This is a genomic window from Kitasatospora sp. NPDC001095, from assembly GCF_053598615.1.
In genome coordinates this window covers 11,662-33,932 of the sequence record NZ_JBSFKQ010000063.1, presented here as the reverse complement: position 1 = coordinate 33,932, position 22,271 = coordinate 11,662, and the positions used below count along the sequence as shown (strand labels likewise).

General features: G+C 71.6%; 21 protein-coding genes and 1 pseudogene. 12 read left to right on the top strand and 10 right to left on the bottom strand.

Annotation, left to right across the window (positions count from 1 at the left end):
* The first annotated feature begins 130 nt into the window (after positions 1 to 130).
* Positions 131 to 373 (top strand): hypothetical protein, encoded by a 243-nt coding sequence (locus ACWDBB_RS32635; RefSeq protein ID WP_449793019.1) that lies wholly within the window; start codon positions 131 to 133, stop codon positions 371 to 373.
* Positions 374 to 1,050: 677 nt separating this feature from the next.
* On the opposite strand, the gene ACWDBB_RS32630 is transcribed toward ACWDBB_RS32635, so the two are convergent.
* The gene (locus ACWDBB_RS32630; protein ID WP_449793018.1) at positions 1,051 to 1,701 is read right to left on the bottom strand and encodes a TetR/AcrR family transcriptional regulator; all 651 of its coding nucleotides are present in this window, start codon (positions 1,699 to 1,701) and stop codon (positions 1,051 to 1,053) included.
* 93 nt (positions 1,702 to 1,794) lie between these two features.
* On the opposite strand from ACWDBB_RS32630, the gene ACWDBB_RS32625 reads away from it, so the two are divergent.
* Positions 1,795 to 2,169, top strand: coding sequence for a DoxX family protein (locus ACWDBB_RS32625; protein WP_449793017.1), 375 nt, complete (start codon positions 1,795 to 1,797; stop codon positions 2,167 to 2,169).
* A gap of 210 nt (positions 2,170 to 2,379) precedes the next feature.
* On the opposite strand, the gene ACWDBB_RS32620 is transcribed toward ACWDBB_RS32625, so the two are convergent.
* On the bottom strand, positions 2,380 to 2,751 hold the full coding sequence (locus ACWDBB_RS32620) for a nuclear transport factor 2 family protein (RefSeq protein ID WP_449793016.1): 372 nt from the start codon (positions 2,749 to 2,751) through the stop codon (positions 2,380 to 2,382).
* A 118-nt stretch (positions 2,752 to 2,869) separates the two neighbouring features.
* Here ACWDBB_RS32620 and ACWDBB_RS32615 point away from each other — a divergent pair, with 118 nt between their 5' ends.
* Positions 2,870 to 3,649, top strand: a complete 780-nt coding sequence (locus tag ACWDBB_RS32615) for a helix-turn-helix domain-containing protein (RefSeq protein ID WP_449793015.1) — start codon at positions 2,870 to 2,872, stop codon at positions 3,647 to 3,649.
* 504 nt (positions 3,650 to 4,153) lie between these two features.
* Here the strand turns inward: ACWDBB_RS32615 and ACWDBB_RS32610 are convergent.
* Positions 4,154 to 4,342 (bottom strand): hypothetical protein, encoded by a 189-nt coding sequence (locus ACWDBB_RS32610; RefSeq protein WP_392924946.1) that lies wholly within the window; start codon positions 4,340 to 4,342, stop codon positions 4,154 to 4,156.
* 414 nt (positions 4,343 to 4,756) lie between these two features.
* On the opposite strand from ACWDBB_RS32610, the gene ACWDBB_RS32605 reads away from it, so the two are divergent.
* The 7 genes from ACWDBB_RS32605 to ACWDBB_RS32575 all read left to right on the top strand — a co-directional run bounded on the left by ACWDBB_RS32605 (position 4,757) and on the right by ACWDBB_RS32575 (position 12,767).
* Entirely contained in the window at positions 4,757 to 5,044 is a 288-nt protein-coding gene (locus ACWDBB_RS32605; RefSeq protein WP_449793014.1) for a hypothetical protein, read from the top strand.
* Positions 5,045 to 5,475: 431 nt separating this feature from the next.
* A complete protein-coding gene (locus tag ACWDBB_RS32600; protein WP_449793013.1) occupies positions 5,476 to 8,169 on the top strand; it encodes an AAA family ATPase in 2,694 nt (897 codons plus the stop codon).
* Positions 8,170 to 8,250: 81 nt separating this feature from the next.
* On the top strand, positions 8,251 to 8,706 hold the full coding sequence (locus tag ACWDBB_RS32595; RefSeq protein WP_449793012.1) for an SRPBCC family protein: 456 nt from the start codon (positions 8,251 to 8,253) through the stop codon (positions 8,704 to 8,706).
* 61 nt (positions 8,707 to 8,767) lie between these two features.
* On the top strand, positions 8,768 to 10,210 hold the full coding sequence (locus ACWDBB_RS32590) for an MFS transporter (protein WP_449793011.1): 1,443 nt from the start codon (positions 8,768 to 8,770) through the stop codon (positions 10,208 to 10,210).
* A 74-nt stretch (positions 10,211 to 10,284) separates the two neighbouring features.
* Complete coding sequence (locus ACWDBB_RS32585) at positions 10,285 to 10,725, top strand: SRPBCC family protein (RefSeq protein WP_449793010.1); 441 nt, start codon at positions 10,285 to 10,287, stop codon at positions 10,723 to 10,725.
* Between the two features lie 50 nt (positions 10,726 to 10,775).
* Positions 10,776 to 12,122 (top strand): carotenoid oxygenase family protein, encoded by a 1,347-nt coding sequence (locus tag ACWDBB_RS32580; protein WP_449793009.1) that lies wholly within the window; start codon positions 10,776 to 10,778, stop codon positions 12,120 to 12,122.
* Positions 12,123 to 12,200: 78 nt separating this feature from the next.
* A complete protein-coding gene (locus tag ACWDBB_RS32575; RefSeq protein ID WP_449793008.1) occupies positions 12,201 to 12,767 on the top strand; it encodes an SRPBCC family protein in 567 nt (188 codons plus the stop codon).
* Positions 12,768 to 12,916: 149 nt separating this feature from the next.
* On the opposite strand, the gene ACWDBB_RS32570 is transcribed toward ACWDBB_RS32575, so the two are convergent.
* Together ACWDBB_RS32570 and ACWDBB_RS32565 are read right to left on the bottom strand one after the other, a co-directional pair.
* The gene (locus ACWDBB_RS32570; RefSeq protein WP_449793007.1) at positions 12,917 to 14,341 is read right to left on the bottom strand and encodes a DJ-1/PfpI family protein; all 1,425 of its coding nucleotides are present in this window, start codon (positions 14,339 to 14,341) and stop codon (positions 12,917 to 12,919) included.
* Positions 14,342 to 14,502: 161 nt separating this feature from the next.
* Positions 14,503 to 15,483, bottom strand: coding sequence for a GlxA family transcriptional regulator (locus ACWDBB_RS32565; RefSeq protein WP_449793006.1), 981 nt, complete (start codon positions 15,481 to 15,483; stop codon positions 14,503 to 14,505).
* Positions 15,484 to 17,236: 1,753 nt separating this feature from the next.
* Here ACWDBB_RS32565 and ACWDBB_RS32560 point away from each other — a divergent pair.
* Positions 17,237 to 17,539 carry a hypothetical protein gene (locus ACWDBB_RS32560; protein WP_449793005.1) on the top strand — a complete coding sequence of 101 codons (303 nt, stop codon included), beginning with the start codon at positions 17,237 to 17,239 and terminating at the stop codon, positions 17,537 to 17,539.
* A gap of 39 nt (positions 17,540 to 17,578) precedes the next feature.
* On the opposite strand, the pseudogene ACWDBB_RS32555 reads toward ACWDBB_RS32560, so the two are convergent.
* The 4 genes and pseudogenes from ACWDBB_RS32555 to ACWDBB_RS32540 all read right to left on the bottom strand — a co-directional run.
* Positions 17,579 to 17,835, bottom strand: a pseudogene (locus ACWDBB_RS32555) (transposase); the annotation flags it as partial.
* An 83-nt stretch (positions 17,836 to 17,918) separates the two neighbouring features.
* Positions 17,919 to 18,476 (bottom strand): hypothetical protein, encoded by a 558-nt coding sequence (locus ACWDBB_RS32550; protein WP_449793004.1) that lies wholly within the window; start codon positions 18,474 to 18,476, stop codon positions 17,919 to 17,921.
* 81 nt (positions 18,477 to 18,557) lie between these two features.
* Positions 18,558 to 18,848, bottom strand: coding sequence for a hypothetical protein (locus tag ACWDBB_RS32545; RefSeq protein ID WP_449793003.1), 291 nt, complete (start codon positions 18,846 to 18,848; stop codon positions 18,558 to 18,560).
* Entirely contained in the window at positions 18,845 to 19,477 is a 633-nt protein-coding gene (locus ACWDBB_RS32540) for an HD domain-containing protein (protein ID WP_449793002.1), read from the bottom strand. The genes ACWDBB_RS32545 and ACWDBB_RS32540 overlap by 4 nt, the downstream gene beginning before the upstream one ends.
* A 70-nt stretch (positions 19,478 to 19,547) precedes the next feature.
* Here ACWDBB_RS32540 and ACWDBB_RS32535 point away from each other — a divergent pair, with 70 nt between their 5' ends.
* Positions 19,548 to 20,531 carry a GlxA family transcriptional regulator gene (locus ACWDBB_RS32535; protein ID WP_449793001.1) on the top strand — a complete coding sequence of 328 codons (984 nt, stop codon included), beginning with the start codon at positions 19,548 to 19,550 and terminating at the stop codon, positions 20,529 to 20,531.
* Between the two features lie 283 nt (positions 20,532 to 20,814).
* On the opposite strand, the gene ACWDBB_RS32530 is transcribed toward ACWDBB_RS32535, so the two are convergent.
* Positions 20,815 to 21,969, bottom strand: coding sequence for an ArgE/DapE family deacylase (locus ACWDBB_RS32530; RefSeq protein ID WP_449793000.1), 1,155 nt, complete (start codon positions 21,967 to 21,969; stop codon positions 20,815 to 20,817).
* Between the last annotated feature and the right edge of the window lie 302 nt (positions 21,970 to 22,271).

Genomic DNA, 22,271 nt, shown 5'->3' with positions numbered 1-22,271 from the left:
AGCCTCAACGGCCAGCGGGCACCCAGCCCTGCCCACACCCACCCTGACCTGCATCTATTTACGCGTCAGGGGTGCGCAGGTGTAGGGCTGGTCCCGCGCGGTCAACCGCAGCGTGAGCGGGACGCCCTTCTTGTCCGTCGAGCACTCGATCATCACCGCGATTTGGCACATGGTCACCGACCACGTCGCCTACCAGGAACTCGGCGGCACCTACTTCACCCAACGGCCGGCCTGGCAGCAGCACTACATCGTCTTCCCCCGGTTGCTGTTCGTCCTGGCCGACCTCGAGCAGCACGGCACCAGCGCGGCGGTGTGGCACACGCTCGCCGACCGCGACCGCGACCGGGCCCGGTGCGGGGCCTGGCAGCTGTAGGGCGCAGCGGTCGGTCCGGGGACGGCATCAAGGTGTCCGTCCGGGCCATCAAGGGATCCGGGCCCGCCATCAAGGTGTCCGCCCCGGGCATCAAGGTGTCCGGCAGTCTCCAAGGTGCCCGGAGGCGGGCCGTCAAGGAGTCCGCCAACGTTGGCGGCCGTCACGCCACCAACGTTGGTGTCGGCCGTTACGTGATCGTTGCAGCCAAGGGGGCTGTTCACCAAGGTATTCACCAAGGTTCGCGGGCTTCCCTTCGGCGACCGCGCGGAGCACCCGGCTCCGCGCTCAGCCGAAGGGGCACCCCTGCGATGACGAAGAACGACGGCGCCAGGGACGACTCGTCCGTCAGGGATTCCTCGACCAACCCGGACGCGGCCGCTACCAGAAACGGACTTGACGTCCTCTGAGGACCGTTCCGGACACGGGCGGAGCGCCAGGTACCGCCTACGACCTCTTCAACCGGCCGCCGGACCTGCTGAACATCCCCTGACCGGACCGCTTACACGATCACCTGGACTTTGAAGCGCCCCTGGGAGTTCCCCAAGGCGGCCACCCGGTTCAGAAGTGGCCGACCTCGTCGTCCACGGCTGGACCGTTGCGCGGTCAGCGTTTTTAACACCCGGGGTCTCTCGCAGGTCAAGAGCTGTCCGTAAGGCGCTGCGCCGTACGGACTTCGATCATCTACGCGGCCGTGCTGCGAGCATCGCGTCGTGAAGTTCCTCGGGGCCGGGAACGGGCGGCAGCGGCGACGTGGGCCTGTCGGGGCGGCAGGAGTCGAGCAGCAGGGAGACCAGGCGCTGCCAGGCGCCGGGGGCGGCGTGGCGGGTGGAGGACAGTACGCCGGCGTTGGCCATCAGGAACAGGATGACGTCGCTGCTGGTGATCTCGGGGCGCAGGCGGTGTTGTTGCTGTGCGCGGCGGATCAGTGTGTCAAGGGCTTCTATGGCGCGGGAACGTGGCTCTTCCATGGCCGGTGAGTCGGGGAAGCACGCGGTGAAGCCCTCGGTCACGGCGCGGTCGGCGGCTTGCATGGCGCAGATGCGCTCGACGAAGCCCTTGAAGCCTTCCCAGGGGTCGGGGATGAGCGTCGCGTTCTCGGCGAGGCGGGCCAGTTCGGTCATCCGGTCGGTCAGCACCGCCTCGATCAGGGCCTCCCGTTCGGGGAAACGTCGGTAGAGCGTGGCGATGTTGACTTCGGCCTGTCGCGCCACGTCCTCCAGGGGCGCACTCAGCCCGCGCTCGGCGAACACGGTGCGGGCAGCCGCCATGATGCGTTGCCGGTTGACCTCGGCGTCCCTGCGCAGCCCTCGGCCCTGCTCGGATCCCATGGCCCGGATCTTACAAGTGAAGGTGACACTGCGGTTTCTGGTAGCTTGAGTGACCACTAAACCGCAGGGGTCCCTTCATTTATGGAGTGTGCTGTGCCCGTCGTCCTGTGGGTCGCCCAGGCCCTCCTCGCCGTACTGTTCACCGCCGCCGGCGGGATGAAGCTGGTCATGTCTCCGGACGCGCTGGTCCCACTCATGCCGTGGGTCGTCGACTTCCGTCCCGAGACGATCAAAGCGATCGGAGCACTGGAGGTACTTGGCGCGGTGGGGCTGATCCTTCCCCGCGCCACGAACATCGCCCCAGTGCTCACCCCGGCCGCCGCCGCCGGCCTTGCCTGCGTCATGGCCGGCGGCGCGGTCGTGCATATCACCCGAGGTGAATATCCCCACAGCATCGGTAACATCACCGTGTGCACGGTGACTCTGTTGACCGCCTGGGGAGCACTTCGCTCTCTCTCCTCCCACTGACCCCTCCCTCACATCACCTCGGAAACGCCGGACGGCTTCGCATCGTGTTTCGCCTTCGGTGACGTGTCGTTGCACGCGAGACCCCGGCCCTGCCATGACAACCCGGGGTCTCTGCGTGCGCGGTGTGGCTCCAGCCTGACGCTTCCTCCTTCGATGCGCTCCCGCCGTGAGCCCTGTCACCAACCTCCGTGGTCAGTACACCTAGGGCGCTCAGGCGCCCGCAGGCACCTTGTCGAGGAAGCCGAAGACGCTCTTGACCTTCCCGGCCGCGTCGGTCGCCAGCACGTCGAAACCGATGACGATGTTCTCGCCACCGCCGGCGGGCACCAACTCCCACTGGAAGCGCGTGATGTTGTGGTTGGAGTCGGCCGCGCCGAACACCTTGAACTCCAGGCCCTTGAACTGGTCACGGGCGCCGGCGATGACGGCGCCGATGTCCTGGTGCCCCGCCACGTCGGCCAGCGGGTCGGTGTACGTGGCGTCCGCGGTGAACAGTTCGGCGATCGCCGCGGCGCGCTTGTCGTCGTCCGCCTCGTTCCAGATGGCGATGTAGCGGCCGGCCAGGTCGGTCAGGTCACTCACCGTTACTCCTTAGTCGTCTTGAATCGGCTGATGCTGGGAATCCTGACCCGAGCCAGTCGTCCGGTCCATGACCTCACAGGTCATGGGGCCCGGGACACGGCCCCATAGACTCGCGGACATGAGCACTGCAGTCGAAGCTCCGCCGGTCGGTGCACTCCTGCGAACCTGGCGTGAAAGGCGCCGGTTCAGCCAGCAGGAGCTGTCCAACCGATCACGGGTCTCTACCCGACACCTCAGCCGAGTGGAGACCGGCAGGGCGCACCCGACGCCGGAGATGCTCATGCACCTCTCCGACAATCTGGATGTGCCGCTGCGGGATCGCAACCGGCTTCTGCTGGCCGCAGGCTACGCACCGCGCTATCAAGATCACCAACTGGACGACGCATCGATCGCGGTGGTGATGGACGGTCTACGCCGACTCCTCGACGCCCATATGCCGTACCCCGCGCTGCTGTTGGACGATCACTGGGACATCGTCGACGCCAACGCCGCCGTTGACCAGCTGCTTGCCGGTTGCGCGCCGGAACTGCTGGAGCCACCGATCAATGTGGTCCGGGTCTGTCTGCATCCGGACGGGCTGGCCGGCCGGATCGGCAATCTCAAGGAGTGGGGCGGCCATCTGCTGCAGCAGGTGAGCCACCGTGCCGAGCGCACCCATGACCAGCGCCACTACGATCTCGCCGCGGAGATCGTCGGCTACCTCGACAGACCCGATGCCGCCGCCCCCCTCGCGGGGCCGGTGATCACCCTCGAAATCGATGTGAACGGCAGCTCGCTGCGGTTCTTCAGCACCGTCTCCACCCTTAGCACCGCCACGGATGCCGCCCTGGAAGGGCTTCATCTGGAGACGTTCCTGCCGGCCGACGACGAGACTCGACGCCTGTTCGATCAGCGGTAGACCATGCCGGGAAGGGTTCCGCCGCGCACCCGGCTCGCGGCATCGGAGCACGCCCCGGTCGGCGTCCTCGTCGACGACGATGCGGCAGTGGGACCGCCGCCGCCCGGTGCGGGCGGCGGCGGGCGGGTCGCGGGTGCTCGCGCGGCCCCGGTCAGGCCGCGTAGAGGTCGAAGGTCGAGCCGCGCCGGGGGCCCGCGGTCACATCGAGCCCTGCCGACCCGAGCGGTACAGAAGGCCCCGGTCTGCGACCGGCTCGCCGCCAGCGCCGTCTCCGGAGCCAGGACCGGCCACCAGGGCCTCCAAGAGACGCGCGGCCTGGAGGGCGGCCGAGCCGGGCGCAGCGGGACCGGCCTGGTGGCCGACCAGGGCGCAGCGGCGGGGCGCGGCGCCGGTCGGGGCGGCAGGGCGGCGGGAACCGCCGAGGCCGGCGGATCGAGCAGCCGGTGCAACACGGCACCGCAACGCGCCCGAGGGGGTGCAGCCCTACATCGGTTGACTCCGTGCTCAGGGGCTGCCGCCCATCCGGCTGATGAGCCCGTCTCTGGTTATTCCGTGTTCCTGGCCCCAGGCGGCGAGGCGGTCCAGATCTACGGGGTCGGGCAGCTCGTGCAGCGCTTCCTCCGCCTCCTCCGAGTATCCGGCTCTCTGCAGTGCGGCAATGACTTCGCTCCGGCTGTATTCCATGATGATCATCTCGTTCGTCGCAACCCCCACACCTCCACTTTCGGCCTTGCCGCTGGCAAAGTCACGAGGGCCCACCCGCCCCCGGCTCCCGGCCACATAACGCCTGGTCAGACCCACAACACGGCCCCGTGTTGCACCCCCGCTCCCCCACCAGGCCACCGGCCACCCCGCCGCCGAGCACCACCACCACAAGGCCGGCCCCGACGGCGGCCGACGTCCTCGCCGTGCCCGGCCGCCCCGGACAGCGGCCCCCAGGACTACCAGCATCCGGCGGTCGGCAACCCTCGACAGCGGCCGACGCCCGGCGCCCCCGGACGGCACCCGCCCCGCGGCTGACGCGGGTGCTGTCGCGACGGCAAGACCCCCACCGAGTTCACCTTCGAGATCACCTCGCCCGACGGCCCGGGCCGGCTGCGCCCGACGGTGAACCTCTCCCTGCCCGCCAGCGAGGGCCTGACCGGGCAGGACGTCACGATGGAGGCGAAGGTCGGCAACGAGTGGAAGTCCTTCGAGGTGACCGAGGACTGCAACGGACGACTCGGGGTGGCGCCGGCCCAGCTCGACGGTGTGATGACGGGCAACCCGGTCGAGTACACCTTCCGGGTCGGCCTCAAGCGCACCGCAGCCACGCCGGTCGCGATCGAGATCGGCGGCGCCTCGGACGGCCACTACAGCGCCGTCACCACCCTGCGGCCCACCGTCCGGAACTGACCGCACCGAAAAGCCGAAGCCCCCGGCTCCCACTGCTCGGGAGACCGGGACGAGCACCCCACCGAAGGGCCTCCGGCCGTCGGTATCCAGCCGGTGGCCGTGACGAGCCGGCGTACGGCGGCGTCGCACTGCGAGACGTCCGGCATGCCGTGGGTTCGGCTCGACTCCCGGGACAGCACGAGCGCGGTGCTCGGGTCGCCGTCCCGTCCCGGCCCGGCTCCTGGGACTGGCAACGGCACGGTCAAACCTCACGTGAACGAGCCGACACCCACCACGACGGCGGCTGTCGCGCGTAGCTGTCGCGCCCCGACGTCGCACCGTCTTCGCTGCTATCACGAGGTGCGCCGAGAGCGAGGAGCGATCGCAGCTGCCGGGCAAGAGGGGGAAATTGCCGAGGTCAAGAGGCGTGGCATGATTCCGGGGTGGCCCCCGTGACTGCCTCTGAGTACATACCGCCTGCTGAGCGCGCTGCTCTCGTCGACCTGTTGGCCGGTGTACGAGCCGGACGGGGCGGGGCGGTGGTCGTACGCGGTGAGGCGGGAATCGGCAAGACGGCGCTGCTACGCCACGCCACCGACGGCCTGACAGACGTAAGGCTGATGTGGGTCAACGGGGCCGAGTTCGAAGCGGACTTCGCGTACGCCGCCGTGCACCAACTGACCCGCCCGCTGCACGAGCGGATCGAGCACTTGCCCACCGCACAGCGGGACGCGCTGGCGGTGGCGCTGGGATTGGGCGAGGGTGACACGCCGAGCCGTTTCGCCGTCGGCCTGGCCCTGTTGGGGCTGCTGTCGGAAGCTGCTGGGGAGCAGCCCGTGGTGTGCGTGGTGGACGACGCGCAGTGGCTGGATCGGGCGTCGGCGCAGGTGCTGGCGTTCGTGGCCCGGCGGGTGGCGGACGAGTCGGTGGCGTTCGTGTTCGGGGTGCGCGACCCGCACCTCGTCGCGGAACTCGAAGGCCTGCCGGTGCTGACGCTGCCTCGGCTGTCCGACCAGGTAGCGCGACGACTGCTGGCGTCCAGTCTGCTCGGTCCCCTGGACGATCAGGTGCGGGAGCGGATCCTCGCCGAGGCGCGGGGCAATCCGCTGGCGCTGCTGGAGCTGCCGCGCCTCGGTCCCGCCGCGCTGGCGGGCGGCTTCGGATTGCCGACGCCGGTCTCCCCGGCCAACCGGATCGAGCAGAACTACCAGCAGCGAATCTCCCTCCTCTCCGAGGAGGCCCGGACCCTGCTGCTGGTAGCGGCCGCCGAACCCCTGGGCCACCCCGGGCTGCTGTGGCAGGCGTCCGATCTGCTGGGTATAGGGCCGCAGGCCGGGCCGGAGGCCGAGGCGAGCGAACTGATCGAGCTGGGCGGGCAGGCACGGTTCCGGCATCCGCTGGTGCGCTCGGCGGTGTACACGGCGGCCTCCCCTGCGGAGCGCCGCCGCGTCCACGGGGCGCTCGCGGAGGCCACTGATCCGCTGACGGCGCCCGACCGGCGTTCGTGGCACCGCGCGCAGTCCCTGTCCCGGCCGGACGAGGAGGCGGCGGTCGATCTGCTGCGCTGCGCGGAGCGGGCGCGGCGCCGAGGCGGGGCCGCTGCCGAGGCGGCGTTCCTGGAGCAGGCCGCGGCCCTGACGGCCGATCCGCGGCTGCGGGCCGAACGCAGTCTCGCCGCCGCGCGGGCCGCGCTGGAGGCCGGTGCGTTCGAGAGCGCGCTGACGCTGGTCGAGGCCGCCGAGGGCAGCCCGATCGACACCGCCGGGCGGGTGCAGGCCCACCTCTTGCGCGGTCGCGCGGCGTTTTTCGGTGACGGCGCGGCGGATGCGGTCGGCCACTTGGTGGCGGCGGCCGACCTTGATCCCGGCCGGGCCAGGATCCACCTGCTGGACGCACTCCAGGCGGGCCTGGTGGTCGGCCGGTCCTCGCCCGCGGCGCGGGACGCCTTGGCGGCGGCCCGGCGGGCGCCCGCCGCGGCCGGTGAACGCTCGACTGCGGACGAGCTGCTGGACGCGCTCGTTCGCTACCTCGACGGGGACCTTACGGCGGTACCGGTGCTGCACGGACTGCTGTCGGAGGTGGCCGACCCGCTGTGGGCCGGCCGGCTGTCGCTGGCCGCCCTGCTCGCCGTCGAACTGTGGGACGTCGCTCTGGAAGACCGGCTCGCCGGTCGGGCGGTGGACGCCGCGCGCGCCGGCGGGACGCTGATGGTCCTCCCGGTGGGCCTGTGGATGCAGGCGATGGCCGCGGCCCAGCGCGGAGACCTGCTCGGGGCGGCGGCGCTGAACAGCGAGGCCGACGGCATAGCCGAAGTGACCGGTGTCCCGCCGCACTGGTACGGCCGACTGTTCGCGGCCGCGGTGCGCGGGGCGGACGCGCAGGCGCGGCCCCTGTTCGACCGGGTGCTGGCCGAGTCGCACGCCCGGCGCAAGGGCATGCTGACGGCGACCGTCCACGCGGCGGCGGCGCTGCACGCCAACGGCACCGCCGACCACCGCGCAGCTCTGGCCTCGGCCCGGTCGGCCGTCGCCGACGGCGAGCTGGGAATGTCCAGCCTCGCCCTGCCCGAGCTCGTCGAGGCGGCCGTTCGATGCGGCGAGCAGGACACCGCCCGAGAGGCGTTCGCGCAGCTGTCGCGGCACGCGTCGGCGGCGGGCACCGACTGGGCGCTGGGCGTGCGCGCCGCCCTCGCCGCCCTGCTGTCGGACGACCCGGAGGAACTCCACGCCGAGGCGGTCGCCCGGCTGGACGCCGCCGGCCTGCGGGTGTGGCACGGCCGCGCCCTGCTGCACCAGGGTGCATGGCTGCGCCGCGACGGCCGCCGCGGGCAAGCCCGGGAGGCGCTGCGCACCGCTCACGGGCTGTTCACCGCGATGGGCGCGGAGGGCTTCGCCGAACGGGCCCGGGTGGAACTGGCCGCCGCCGGCGAGCAGGCCCGGCCGGCCGTGCTCGGAGCGGTGGAGCTGCTGACCGGTCAGGAGCTGAACATCGCCCGCCTGGTGGCGACCGGCGCGACTTCCCGAGAGGTCGCCGACCGTCTGTTCCTCAGCCCGCGCACCATCGACGCCCACCTGCGCAGCGTGTTTCGCAAGCTCGACGTCACCTCGCGCCGCCAGCTTGCCGACGCGCTCGGCCGGAACGCCTAAGCCGGTCCTGCTCACTTAGGCAGCCGCCTAGGCGACTTTCACCGATGAGGGCACCGGGTCGGCCCGGCCAGACTCGGGGACATGAAGAACACGCCCTCGGGCATCGACCGGGCCGCCCCGGTTCTCGCCCGCCGTGAGCTGCCGATCCGGGCCCCGGCCCCGGCCGTCTGGGCGCTGCTGACGTACGTGCCCGGCTGGCCGACCTGGCAGCCGGACATCGCCGAAGCCCGCGCCCTGACCCCGCTGACGCCGGGCGCGGTGTTCCACTGGCGCACCGGCGGCGTGGACATCACCTCCACCGTGTACGCGGTGGACGCGCCCCGGTCGATTCTGTGGGGCGGCCTCTCTCAGGGCATCACCGCCGTCCACCAGTGGACGTTCACCCCTTCGGCCAGGGCGACCCTCGTCGTCACGGAGGAGTCCTGGGACGGTGCACCCGTACAGGCCGACGCCGCTGTCGTCACCCGGGCCCTGGACCGGTCCCTCGCGCAGTGGCTGCTGCACCTGAAGTCCGCCGCCGAGCGAGCCGCGCGCTGACGCCCACCGCGCCGTTCCGCTCCCACCGGCCTGTTCCCCCAGCCCCGTTCCTGGAGTTCCCATGCCCAGTGCGTCCCGTGGCACCGTCCTCGCGGTGCTGGCCACCGCCCAGTTCACCGTCATGCTCGCCACCTCGATCGTGAACGTCGCCCTGCCGCAGATCCGTGACGGCGTCGGCCTCTCCGATTCCGCCACCACGTGGGTGGTCAACGCCTACGGCCTGGCGTTCGGGGCGCTGCTGCTGGTCGGCGGGCGGGCCGCCGACCTTCTGGGACGGCGCCGCGTCCTGCTGGCCGGGTTGGGGGTCTTCGGGGTCGCCTCCGCAATTGCCGCGCTGGCAACCTCGCCCGGTGTCCTGATCGCCGCGCGGGCCGTCCAGGGTGCGGGTGCGGCGGCCGTCGCCCCGGCGGCCCTCGCCCTCGCGGTGGGCCTGTATCCGCCGGGCCCGGCCCGCGGCCGGGCACTGGCGGTCTGGGGCGCGGTGTCGGGGGCGGGCGGTGCGGCGGGGGTGGTGCTCGGCGGGCTGCTGACCCAGACGTGGGGCTGGCCGTGGATCTTCCGTACGGTGGCGATCGGCAGCTTCGGGGTGCTGGCGGCGACGGCCGTGTGCGTCCCCGCTGCGGGCCGGGCGGAACGGGCCAGGTTCGACTGGGCCGGGACCGTCGCGAGCGTCCTCGCCCTGACCGCCCTGGTGTGGGGCCTGACCACGGCCCGCCGCTCGGGCTGGACGGACACCTGGGTGCTGGCCGCGTTCGGCGCCGCCGCCGTGCTCACCGTGGTGTTCTGGCGGGTCGAGCGCACCAGCGCCTCCCCCCTGGTGCCGCCGCGGCTGTTCGCCGCCCGCGACGTGACGGTCGGCAACCTGCTGACGGGCCTGTTCGGCTCGGTGTGGATCGCGTTGTTCTTCTTCCTGCCGCTCTACCAGCAGCAGGTCCTCGGCGAGGACCCGCTGAACACCGGCCTGGGCCAACTCCCCCTCGCCATCGCGAACATGCTCGGCGCAGCCCTCGCCCCCGCCCTCGCCCGCCGGACCGGCGGGCGCGCCACGCTCGTTGCCGCGCTGCTGACCGAGGCGGCCGGGATGCTGTGGCTGTCCCGCATCGGCGCGGACGGCACCTTCCTCACCGACGTGCTCGGCCCCAGCGTCCTGATCGGCCTCGGCCTGAGCGTCGCCTTCGTCCAGCTCACCAGCCTGTCCGTGGCAGGCGTCGACGGATCGGACGCGGGCCTGGCGGGTGGCCTGGCCAACACCACCCGGCAGGTCGGCGGCGCTGTCGGGCTCGCCGTCCTGGCGACCCTCGCCGGATCCGCCACCTCCCGCGCCAGCGGCCACCAGCCGCCGCTGGAGGCGCTGACCTCCGGCTACCGCACCGCCTTCGCCCTGGGCTCAGCCGTCCTGGCCGGCACCGCCCTGCTCGCTGCCCTGCTGGTGCGCCGCACACCCACCGCCGACCGGCCGCGCCGCACGCCCATCGAGGAGCCCGCCGTCCCCGCCCGCCGCTGACTGCCCGGCGCCCCCTCACTTCACCTCCCCTACCCGCATCAACCCTTCGCACTGACCGCCGAGAGGAAACGCCCATGCTCACCATCGACGAGAGCGCACCCGTCATCGTCCGCCTGTCCACCGAGATCAACGCCCCCCTGGAACGCGTCTGGTCACTGCTCACCGGCATCTACGACTGGCCGGTCTGGAACCCCGACATCGACCAGGCCCGCCTGGAGGGCCCGCTCGCCGAGGGAGCCTCGTTCACCTGGCGCACCCACGGAATGGAGATCACCTCCACCGTCCACGAGCTGGTGCCCGGCGCCCGGATCGTCTGGGGCGGCCCGGCCCACGGCATCGAAGGCGTCCACGTGTGGGCCTTCGAACAGAGCGGTGACCGTGTCGTCGTCCGCACCGAGGAGTCGTGGAGCGGCGCGCCGGTCGACGCTTCCACCGACCAGCTCGCCGCCGCCCTGCGCACCTCCCTGGAGGACTGGCTCACCTGCCTCAAGAACCGCGCCGAGAAGCTTTCCTGACCCCGCCGCCTTCCCCCCTTTTCCGCACTGGAGACACGAGGACCACGAGCATGACCGCCAAGCCCTATCTGACCGGCCACTACACCCCCGCCGTCGACGAACTGACCGCCACCGACCTGACCGTCGAAGGCACCCTTCCCCCGGAGCTGACCGGCCGGCTGGTCCGCAACAGCCACAACCCGAAGCCGGGCGTCACCCCCGCCCACTGGTTCAAGGGCAGCGGTATGGTGCACGGCATCCGGCTGCGCGAGGGCCGCGCCGAGTGGTACCGCAATCGCTGGGTGCGCACCCCCGCGCTCGACGGCGCCCCCTACATGACCGAGAACGGCCCCGACCTGACCGCCTCCACCGCCGGCACCCACGTGATCGAACACGCCGGCCGGCTGCTCGCCCTCTGCGAGGCGAACTTCCCCTTCGAACTCACGCCTGACCTGGACACCGTCGGCGCCTACGACTTCGACGGCAAGCTGCGCAGCGCGATGACCGCGCATCCCAAGAGCGACCCGGTCACCGGCGAGCTGCACTTCTTCGGCTCCTCGCCTTTCCCGCCCTACCTGGTGTACTACGTCGCCGACGCCAAGGGCCGGATCACCCACAGCGCAGAGATCCCCGGCGCCAGCGCCGCGCTCAAGCACGACTTCGCGATCACCCGCAACCACGTGGTCTTCGTGGAGGGCACCGTCACCTTCGACCCCACCGAGCACTCCGGCATCCCCTACTCCTGGCAGGACGAGCAGCCGGCCCGGATCGGCGTCATGCCGCGCGGAGCGCAGGGCACCGCCGCGATCCGCTGGTTCCCGATCGAACCCGGCAACATGCTGCACGTCGCCAACGCCTACGAGGACGGCCAAGGCCACATCGTGCTGGAGGGCCCGACCGTCGACCGAGAGGGCTTCCAGCTCTCCTGGAACTGGTGGGTCGGCTCGCCCGGCCGCGGCAGCGAGCCCAACAACCGCTCCTACAACCGCCGCTGGACCATCGACCTGACCACGGGACGAGTCGACGAGGAAGTGGTCGACGACCTCGCCATCGAGTTCCCCACCCTCAACGAGGACTTCCTCGGCATCGAGAACCGCTACCAGTACGCGATCTCCTTCCCCGACCGGAACGGCTTCGGCGGCTACGGCGTCGTCAAGTACGACCGTGCCACGGGTGAGCGGCGCATCCACCAGGCTGGGGACGCGCGACTGCCCAGCGAGGCGGTGTTCGTCCCCACCACCGGCGGCACCCGGGAGGACGACGGCTACCTGCTCACCGTCGTCTCCGACCTCAAGCAGGACGCCTCCCAGCTGCTCGTTCTGGACGCGGCCGACCTCGACAAGGTCGCCACCGTCCACCTCCCTCGCCGCGTCACCGCCGGCATCCACGGCTCCTGGATTCCCGAGAGCACCCTCTGATTTCACCCGAGCGGAATCCCCCGGGGGCGCCCGCCGCCCCCGGGATCCGCCAGACCACTTCAAGGAAAGAGCACAGCCATGCGCGCACCCGCCGCAGCCACCACCACCGCCCTCACCCTCGCACTACTCCTCACTGTCCCCACCGCCGCATCCGCCCTCACCACCGACCCGACACCCGCCGCAGCGGCCGCCCACCGCACCGACGTGCAGATCAACGAACAGGCCCCGGTCATCACCCGCGCCGACATCCTCATCCACGCCCCGCTGCACACCGTCTGGAACATCCAGACCGATGTCGAGAACTGGCCCACTTGGCAGCCCAACGTCGAGACCGTCACCAAGGACACCCCCGGCCGACTGCGCCCCGGCTCGACGTTCCGCTGGAGCACCGAAGGCCTCGACATCACCTCCACCGTCAAGCAGGTCGAGCCCGGCAAGCGCCTCGCCTGGGGCGGCCCGGCCCAGGGCATCACCGCCGTCCACGTCTGGACCTTCACCCCCACCCGCGACGGCGTCCTCGTCCACACCGAGGAGTCCTGGACCGGGGAACCCGTCACCGCAAACCAAGCCGCCCTGCAGACGGCCCTGGACAACTCCCTGCACCACTGGGTCACCAACCTCAAGCACGAAGCAGAAACCCGGTAATTGATCACAAGGCCGGGGCCGTGCAGCCCCGTGCTGCTGAGCAGACGTCCTTGCCCCGGCCCGTGGGACTGGTGTTCCAGGCGGTCGAGACCTGCTGGACGATGTGCAGGCCGGCGCCGGGCGCCGGCGTGTTTCAGGGCGTTCGGGGACTACGCCGCGGGACGCCGTGGGAGGCGCCGTCGTCGCATCGCCCGGCGTGTGGCCGTCGGTGCCAGCCCCACTCCCACGCTCAGGACGACCGTCGCCGCGGCCAGCAGGGTGGAGCGCCAGGGCCAGGGCGCGCCCGTCAGTTCCAGGTGGGCCGAGGGGTACTCGGAGAACTTCGCGGTGGCCAGCGCCGTCCGGCGGTCGCTGTGCTCCGCGAGGTCCCGCAGGACGGGATCGAAGCCGAACTCCCCGGAGCGCCGTCCCCCGTCGGGCAGTTCGGGGGTGAGCCCGTTGCGGCGGGCCCAGCCGCTCAGTGCGGTGCCCAGGCCGGAGGCGTCCTTGACGCCGGGCACCACGAAGCGGTCCGCGCCGTGGGCGTCCCCCGTCGCCGGCCGGGTGACGAGGACCAGGCCGTGGCGGGTGGTCACGGTGTCGCCGGCGCCGATCACCACCGTGCGGGTGGCGAAGGAGACTCCGCCGTACCCTTCGAGGGCCGCGGCCGCGTCGATCTCCTCGACCCCGTCGACCAGGCCGATGGCCGTGGTGGGGCGCAGCCACGGGAACGCGGCGTTGAGGGCGTACGGCAGGTCGCCGAGGGCGAGGTGGTTGGCCGGTATCGCGGTCGGTCCGTCCGGAGTCCAGCCGGGGTAGGACAGCCCGGTGCCGATACGGGTCGCTTCCGTCTGGCCCGCCAGTTCCTCGACCACCCGCAGGGCGCCCACGGTGCCGGAGGTGACGCCTGCGGTGGTGGTGACCCGCCCGTCCTCGACGTAGCGCTGCCCGCGCTTCCAATTGACCTTGGGATAACTGCGTTCCAGGGAGCCGATGTTGGACCAGAACGACGTGGCGTCGCGGCCGTCGAGCAGACCGGAGGCGGCCAGCAGCTCGGAGCCCGCGCACACCCCGAGGATCCGGGCGCCCTTGCGGTGGCGTTCGACGATCCACCGGCGCAGGCCCTCCTCGCCCGCGCCGGTGGGGTCGCTCACCGCGGGCACGACCACCACGTCGGGTTCCGGCAGGGTGGCGTCCGCCACCTCGGCCAGCGTGTGGTCGGGCAGCAGATGGGCGCCGCCGGACAGCGGGCTGACACGGCGTTCGGCGGCCACCGTGTAGACGAACATCTCCCGCGACTGGGCGAACACCTGGTAGGGCGCGAGTACGTCGGTGGCCACCGAGCCCGCGTTGGAGACCGCGACCGCCACCGTGATCCGGCCGGGTGGCACCGGCCGGGCGGCCGGCCACGCCCTGGCACCGGATCCGCGGGGGGCGGCGGCGAAGCTGTCGGCCATCGACGCGCTCACCCCCGCGAAGGCGATCCCCGCGAAGGACGCCGCGGACAGCGCCGCGGACAGCAGTACCCAGCCGATACGGCGCAGGGCCCGGTGCCCCTTGCGCGCCTCGGCGCCGGAACCCGTCTCGGAACTCACTTCGGACAACACATACCTCGACAATCCGGGCATCGATCGGCGGTGTGGTGCCGTCGGCCCTGGTGGAAACGGCTTCGGGGAAACGGGGAGACCCGTGGAGACGCGAAAGCGGAGGAGGCCGGGGAGGCAGGGGGCGACGGCCCTGACGCGGGGCCGGTCCGTCAGGCGGTCGGCCGCAGCGGTGCGCGCAGCCGCGAGGGAGGCACTCCGAAGGCATCGGCGACCACCCGGCGCAGCTGCCGCGCGTCGCGGAAGCCGCAGCGGGCCGCGACCGCCTCCACCGTCAGATCGGTGCCGGACAGCAGGCAGCGGGCCCGCTCCAGGCGCAGTCGCCGCTGGTAGGCGAACGGGGTGATGCCGGTGACCGCGGTGAAGGCCCGCGTCAGACCGCGCGGGGACAGCCCGGCGACGCCGGCGAGTTCCCGCAGGGTGAAGGAGGCGTCCAGGTGCTGGGCCAGGTGGTCCTGCACCCGGTGCACCGCGGGCTGGACGTGGTCGCGGTGCCGCAGGAACGGACTGATCTGCGTCGCGTCCCCGTCCCGCCGCAGGTACAGCACCAGTTCGCGGGCGACCCGCGCGGCCAGTTCCGGGCCGCGGTCCCGCTCGACCAGGGACAGCGCGAGATCGATCCCCGACGAGATCCCCGCACTGGTGCTGATCCGCCCGTCGTGCACGTAGAGCGCGGCCTCGCGTACCCGGGCCCGCGGGTACCGCTCGCGCATCGCCGAGGTGAGCGACCAGTGGGTCGTGCACCACCTGCCGTCCAGCAGTCCCGCTTCCCCCAGGACGGCGGCACCGCTGCACACCGACGCCACCCGGGCACCCGCGTCGTGGGCCTCACGGACCCAGCGCACCACGGCGGGCTCGACCAGCCGGTCGGATCCGGTCAGCCGGGGCCCCGGTACGAGCACCAGGTCACCGGCCGTCGGCCGCTTCGTCGGCAGCGGTGCCAGACCGGCCAGCCGCAGGCCCTGGGCGGACCGCAGAGCGTCTGTCTCGCCGACGTACTCCAGCCGGTAGCCGCCGCCGAAATGCGCCGCGGCGTCGAACACCTGCACAGGGCCACCGAGGTCCAACAGATTCACCTCGGGCAGCACCAGGACCAGGACCCGCCCGGTGCACCCGTTCGTCTCGTCGCTCACCCCGTCACGGTAGGCCGGCCCGGGCCGCCCGCACGAGGTCTCCCGGGGGCCGGTACCGGACGGATCCGGCACTCGCGAGCACCGCGGCGACGGCCGTCGGGATCGGGGTGGCCGGCGAAGGCGCGGCGTCCCGGTCCGCCGGGCCGCGCCCGACCGGCACCCGAAGGCCACCGGCCCCCTCACCGCACCGCCCCAGGGCCGCCCCCGTCCGTCCGTGGGGTCACCCTGTGCGCGTGCCGCCCGCGGTCGGCCGGCTGCTACGGCGTGGGCCACCGCACTTCGGGTCGCGTCCACGGCCTGGGCGGCCTGGGTCTCCGACAGGCCGCGCGCATCGGGGTCGTTGAGCCACTGCCGTCGGAAGAAGAGCTTGAACAGCAGGAGGTAGACGGCGGGGCCGAGGGCGTAGCCGGTCATTCCGAACGCCGGCTGGACGGAGGCGACGGCACCGGACCGACCGGGCGGGGCGTGGGAGAGGATGGTCTCGGCCACCGAGGCCGAGGCCACCAGTGAGCCCAGGTTGGTGAGCCAGGTGGCCGGGGCCAGGACCCACAGCGCCATCGTGGGCCCGGCGGTGACCGCCATCAGCAGTTCCGCCCGGGACCAGCACCAGCATGCTGGTCGCCGCCGTCCTCGCCGTGGGCAGTCCCCGCGTGGGAACCCCCAGGGGTGCCGCGCTGGACCAGGAGCTCCAGGGTGGGGAACAGGATCGGGATCGCCTGCATTGGTAAATATCGCCTTATGTCGATTCAAAACAGTGGCATTCCATTGTTTTGACATCGGTTTCGGGTAAGCCTTTGGTTGTCCGATCCCCGGGCCGGTCAGGTTCAACCCCCGAAGGACTTCGAGAGCCGACCACTAAGCGTTGTTGTTGGCGGGCGGAGGATTGTCAGTCCGCAGGTCGGGGCGCAGTGTGCTGGCAGTGGGGAGGGCTAAGGTGGGAACGCCCGCTCCGGCTTCGACTCGGAGTGTCCGCCATGGGCGGCCCGGGGCAAAGGGGGGTGGCTGGACGGTCCCTCGGGTGCGCCTCAGGGAGCGGAGTAAACGCCCGATCCCACCCCCCTCACCGTCTCCTCTGCTCGTGCCAGGGCGAAACTGAGCGCCCTCCCCGCCAGCTCATGCGCTCACTCGCCAACTGAAGTGCTCAGTGTGCGACACGAAGTCGCTCCAGGTAAGTAAGTCCAGCCACGTGAAGGAGGTATCGAGCGGCTGAACTTCGGGCCAGTGTCAAAGGCCCGTCCCCGCGCTGCCATGCGTCGCTGGCAACGGCGGGGTGTGAAGCGGAGCGTTCAAGCCCAAGAGTGTCCTGGCCATCGGGGTGCAACAGGTGAGGGGAAGGCTGGACGGGCGAACGCAAGTGAACCCTTGATGATGCCTCGTGACTTTAAGACCGCGTCGATGGCGTGTTGGCGGCGGTCACAGGACCCGGTGCTGGAAGGCGCCAAGCGACCTTCGGGTAGCTGAGCCCGGAGGGAGGACACCGCTGGACCCGGGGTAGAGGGGGCGCCCACTCCAGTCGCGTCTTACTGGTGCGGAACGTGGAAACCCCGTCGAGGTCCAGGCCGATGAGCCTGGTAGGCCGACCGCAAGGAGAGCTGAACTCCCCGGCGGGAGAAGGATGATTCAAGAAGCGAAAGCCGGTGGGCCGAAAGGCCAGAGGAGCGTCGGGCACCCTCTCGGCGTGACGGCGGAACGTCAGGCTGAACACCGCAAGCGCGCCCAGCGGGCAGCCGATCGGCTGCCATATCCTTCTTCCGTGGCGAACTGGCGGCGGTCTCTGGCGGACGGTTTTTGGGCTTGGGACCGGGCCCTGGGTGGGCAGCGGCATCCGACGTGGATCCAGAAGTGGGTGGCCCGACACCCGATCGGCACCGGCCTCTGTGCCGCTGTGCCCTTCACCCTTCTCGGCTTGTCGCTGTCGCGCGAGGAGGAGCCGGATGATCCCCTGATTGCTGTGATATGCGGGCTGCTCATGGGGCTCGTCTTTGGTCTCACGGCCGTCTCAGAGCGGCTCCGGCAGCGTCGGCTCAAGCGTCTGGGAATTTGGGACGGATCTTGAAAGAGCCGGGGCCCGAAGGGATGGTCAGGACACTGTTGATTAATTCGGGCCCTGCTTCGCCCCGCCGACCGGTCGGTCGGCGGAACGAAGTGCTGCGAAGTGGCTGGTGCGGGTGCGGGCCCGGGGTGTTTGGGTGAGGTGGGCGTCGATGCGAGCGAGGTTGATGGCGGCGTCGGTGAGCTGGTGCTGGAGGCTGGTCTTCGCCCGGCCCTGGTAGCGGGATCTACGCAGGCCGCAACGTTGGACGGCCTGCGAGATCGTGCCCTCGATCCCGGCTCGACCTTGTAGCGCTCCTTCCGGCCGTGAGGTCGTCGGATACGCGACGGCCGACCACCACCGCGCCGACGTTGTGTGGGCGGGCCGACCTTCGTCGAGCAGATCACCGGACTGACAGTCTGATCCCTTCCGACAGGAGCCGGGCGTTGCAGAGGATGCCGCACTCCTCGCCGTCCTGGCCGGTACGGGCCTTGAACTCGTTGAACGCGGCCCGACGGTCCGTGAGGCTGTTGGTGCCGGCCGCCGCGGTGTGGGAAACGACAGGGGGTGGGCGCCTGTATGGGCGCCCACCCCCTGCGACTCGCGACCCACCGGAAGACGGCCCGTTCGACCTCGTCGAAGTCCCGCCAAGTACCTTGATGTCGATCAGTTCGGCCTTGAACGTGCCGTTCAGGGCCTCTGCCATCGCGTTGTCGTACGAATCGGCGACGGAGCCCACGGACGCGGAGGTGCCGGCCTCCCACACCTCGGCGTGCACGACGGGCTCCGGCACGGCGAGGCCCTGGCGGGCACTGCGCACGATCCTGCTTTCGACCAGGGCCACCCAGCCGTCCAGGCCGTCCACGTCCTTCTCCACCCAGCCCCGGGCCAGGCCTGCCCCGTGATGGAGGGTGCGGATACCGTCGTGGCCGCTCCAGCGCAGCCACATCGAGCCGCGCACCAGCGGGGAGTCCAGGACCGGGCGGCCCAGGTCGCGCGGGTCGGCTGCTGTACAGGGCCAGCTCCAGTCGTTCGTGGAACTTCACGCTGGTGGTTCTCCGATGCGGGCCTCAGTCCAAGCGCGGGCAAGGATCTCGTCCACGGTCTCGGCGGGAGTCTGGAGCGAGGTGTCGATCCAGAGGCCGAGGCGTGCGGTCTCCTCGCGAAGGACCTTGTCGAGCATGTGCACGGTCAGCGTGTCGTAGCTCGGTCGACTGCCAACCGGGCCGAGCCCCCTGACCGGGTCCTGCACGGCCGGCGTGTCCCCGCCACGGAGGAGCCGGTGCAGCGGGGTCATCCCCGACTGAGCCGGCATGCCGCTGGGGCCGCTCACTCTCCCCAGGAGGCGGCAGCGGTGGCGAGTTCCAGGCCGGTCACGCCGTCGGCCCGGCGTTCGCGGAGGAGTTCCCCGCCGAACGAGTAGCGGGGAGCGGCGGCGTCCGACCGGGCGGCTCGCTCGACGATCGCGTCGACGAGTGAGCGAACCATGGCCAGGCGGGGGTAGGCCGCGTGGATCTGCTTCTCCCACCGGGCGGTGATCTCCGCGTCACGGCCGAAGTCGGCACACACGCCCGCGCGCGTGAGGTAGCACAGCAGGCCGCGGCGCTCGGCGATGCCGGGCGAGGTGTGCAGGGCGATGGCCTCCCAGACCCGGTCGACGTCCGCCTCGGGGACCTCGTGCCGCCGCAGCAGGTCCGCCGCGAGGTCCGCGCCTTCCACCTCGAACCGGGCACCGCCCTTGGCGAGGCTGCCCGTGCCCAGATCGTGCAGGACGGTCGCGGCGAACAGCAGATCGCGGTCGTAGGCGGTGTCCGTCAGGCATCCTTCGTGGTCGGCGAGGAGTTGAGCGAAGAGGAAGCTGCGCACGCTGTGGTTGACGATCGGCGCGGTTTCGGAAGCACGCGCGGTGGAGAGGACGGCCTCGGCCAGGGGGCCGGTGGGCAGGTCGAGTGAGAGTTCCATGAGCGCAGGCTACGAAGCGTGCTTCCCCTCCGACAGTGGCATGCAGGCCGATCACCGCTAGGATCGTGCCATGTTGGCGGATGACGGGCACCGGGTCGCGGTGCTGGCCCTGCCCGGGGTCCTCCCACTCGACCTCGGAATTCCGGTGCAGATCTTCGGGTCGGACCCGCACTACCGGGTCACCGTCTGCACCGATCCGTCGGCCGGACCGGTGTGCAGCGGCGGGTTCACGGTGGGCACGTCCACCGGGCTGGAGGCGCTGCGGGACGCCGATACCGTCGTCGTCCCCGGCTACGAGGGTCCGGACGGCCCGGTTCCCGCTGCCGCGCTGTCGGCAATCCGGTCGGCGCACGAGCGCGGAGCGCGGCTGGTGTCGATCTGTACCGGGGCGTTCGCCCTGGCGGCAGCCGGGCTGCTGGACGGGCGCCCGGCGACGACCCACTGGCAAGATGCCGCTGAGCTGCAACGCCTGTACCCGAGGATCGATGTCCGGCCGAACCAGCTCTACGTCGACGACGGTGACGTCCTCACCTCCGCTGGGGTCACCGCGGGCGTCGACCTGTGCCTGCACGTCATCCGCAGGGACCACGGCGCCGCGGCCGCCAACGCCCGCGCCCGCGCGCTCGTCGCGCCGCCCCAACGTTCCGGCGGCCAGGCGCAGTTCATCGAGCGTTTCCGGCCCGCCTCCCGCGGAGAGAGCCTCGCGCCCCTTCGCGCCTGGATGCTCGACAACCTCGCCCGCCGCCAGAGCGTGGACGAGCTGGCCCAGCGTGCGCACATGTCCCGCCGCACGTTCATCCGCCGCTTCCAGCAGGAGACCGGCACCGCGCCGATGGCCTGGCTGAGCGCCGCCCGCATCGACTGGGCCCGCGAACTCCTGGAGACGACCACCAGTCCCGTCGAACAGGTCGCCCACCTCAGCGGTCTGGGCAGCCCCGCCGCCTTCCGCGCGGCCTTCCACCGCTACGTCGGCACCTCCCCCGCGGACTACCGGGCCACCTTCCGGGCCGGCCCCGCGTCACACCACTCGACCCGCCGTGATCCCCCCGCGTGATGCCCGGCTTCCCCGGCATCAGGGCGTGCCTTCGTCGAATGCGCACGATCGCTGCGGCAGGCATGAGGGCGGCGCCGAGGTACTGGACGGTGCCCGGGGGAAGCCGGAGGGTCCGCGGGTCCCAGACCTCGCGCAGCCGGCCCTGCTCGTCGTACGCGTACTGCGAGACGACGACGGCGGCGGTGGCGGTGGCGGTGGCGGCGCCTGTCCGGATCCCGCAGTCCCGCACAAACCGCGGCGTTACGTGGCCTGCCGGCTCGTTCTCCCGGGCCCGGCGGCGGGCTCAGGAGCAGAAGTCCGTGATGGTGGCGGTGAGGATCTCGCTGAGGCGGTCGAGCGAGGCGAGGTCGACGTACTCCGTGGCCGCGTGCGCGCCTTCGCCGTCGACCCCGAAGAGCAGGCAGGGGATGCCCGCGCGGTCCAGCAGGGCGCAGTCGGTCCAGTACGGCTCGGCACGCACGACTGGCGGGCGTCCGAGCACGGCTTCGGCGTGGCGGGTGAAGGTCCGGACGATGAGTGCCTCGGGGTCGGCCTCGAACGGCTCGCGGTGCAGTCCGCGCTGAATTCGGTAGCCGAAGTCGGGGACCGTTGCGGTCAGGTGGTCGAGAACGGTGGTGAGTTCCTGTTCGACGCTGTCCGCGGTCTCGCCGGGGACAGTGCGCCGTTCCAGGGTGATGCGGCAGTGTGCGGGGTAGGTGGAGGGTTCCTCGCCGCCGTGGATCATGGAGGCGTGCACGGTGCCGGTGCCCATGAGTGGGTGTGCCGGGCCCCGGGCGAGGCGCTGTCCCAGCTCCTCCAGGGCGACCAAGAAGTGGCCGGCCTTGGCGATGGCGTCGATGCCGAGCTCGGGCCGTGAGCCGTGGGCCGCGCGCCCGGCGATCTCGATGTCGAACCAGGCGAAGCCCTTGTGAGCGAGGGTGACTTCGAGGTGGCTCGGCTCGGTGACGATGGCCGCGTCGGCGGTGAACGATCGAAGGACTTCCTCGGTGCCGGAGCTGGCGTACTCCTCGTCGGCGACCAGGGCGAGGATGACGTCGCCGCGCAGCGGACTGCGGACGGTGGCGCGGGCGGCGGCGACCATCATGGCGGCGATGCCGCCTTTCATGTCGAAGGTGCCGCGGCCGTGCATCTGGCCGTCACGGACCAGCGGGTCGAGCGGGTCGCCGTCGTAGTCGGCGAGACTGACGGTGTCGAGGTGGCCGTTGAGCATGAGGGACCGGCCCCCGCCCGTGCCGCGGACGACCGCCACGAGCGAGGGCCGGCCCGGGCCCTTCTCCAGCCGATGCACCTCGAAGCCGCGGGCGGCCAGCCACTGGCCGCAGTAGTCAGCGATGATGCCCTCGCCTGCCCCGCCGGGGACGAGGTCGGGGTTGACGGAGTCGATGGCGACCAGTCGGGCCAGCAGGCCTGCCGGAGTGGAGGGTGTCTCGGGCAACATGATGTCCTTCCGGGCGTGGCGAGGCTGCCTGGGGTGCGCACCGAGGCCTTGAGAGTGGAGGGTGTCCCGGTGCTTGCCGAGCACCGTGTCCTCCCCCTGGTCGTCTGCCGGCCGTGCGGCGGTCGGTCCTGGTTCGCCAGGCGCAGGAGGGTGGTGGCCAGGACGTCCACGCCGTGGGCGCATGCCTCGGGGCCGAGTATTCGCGGGGGTTGTGGCTGATGCCGTCGCACTCGCCGCGCACGAAGATGGCCCGTGCGCTCGTCGCTGTAGGCGCCGAACTCGGCGAGATCCATCAGGGACTG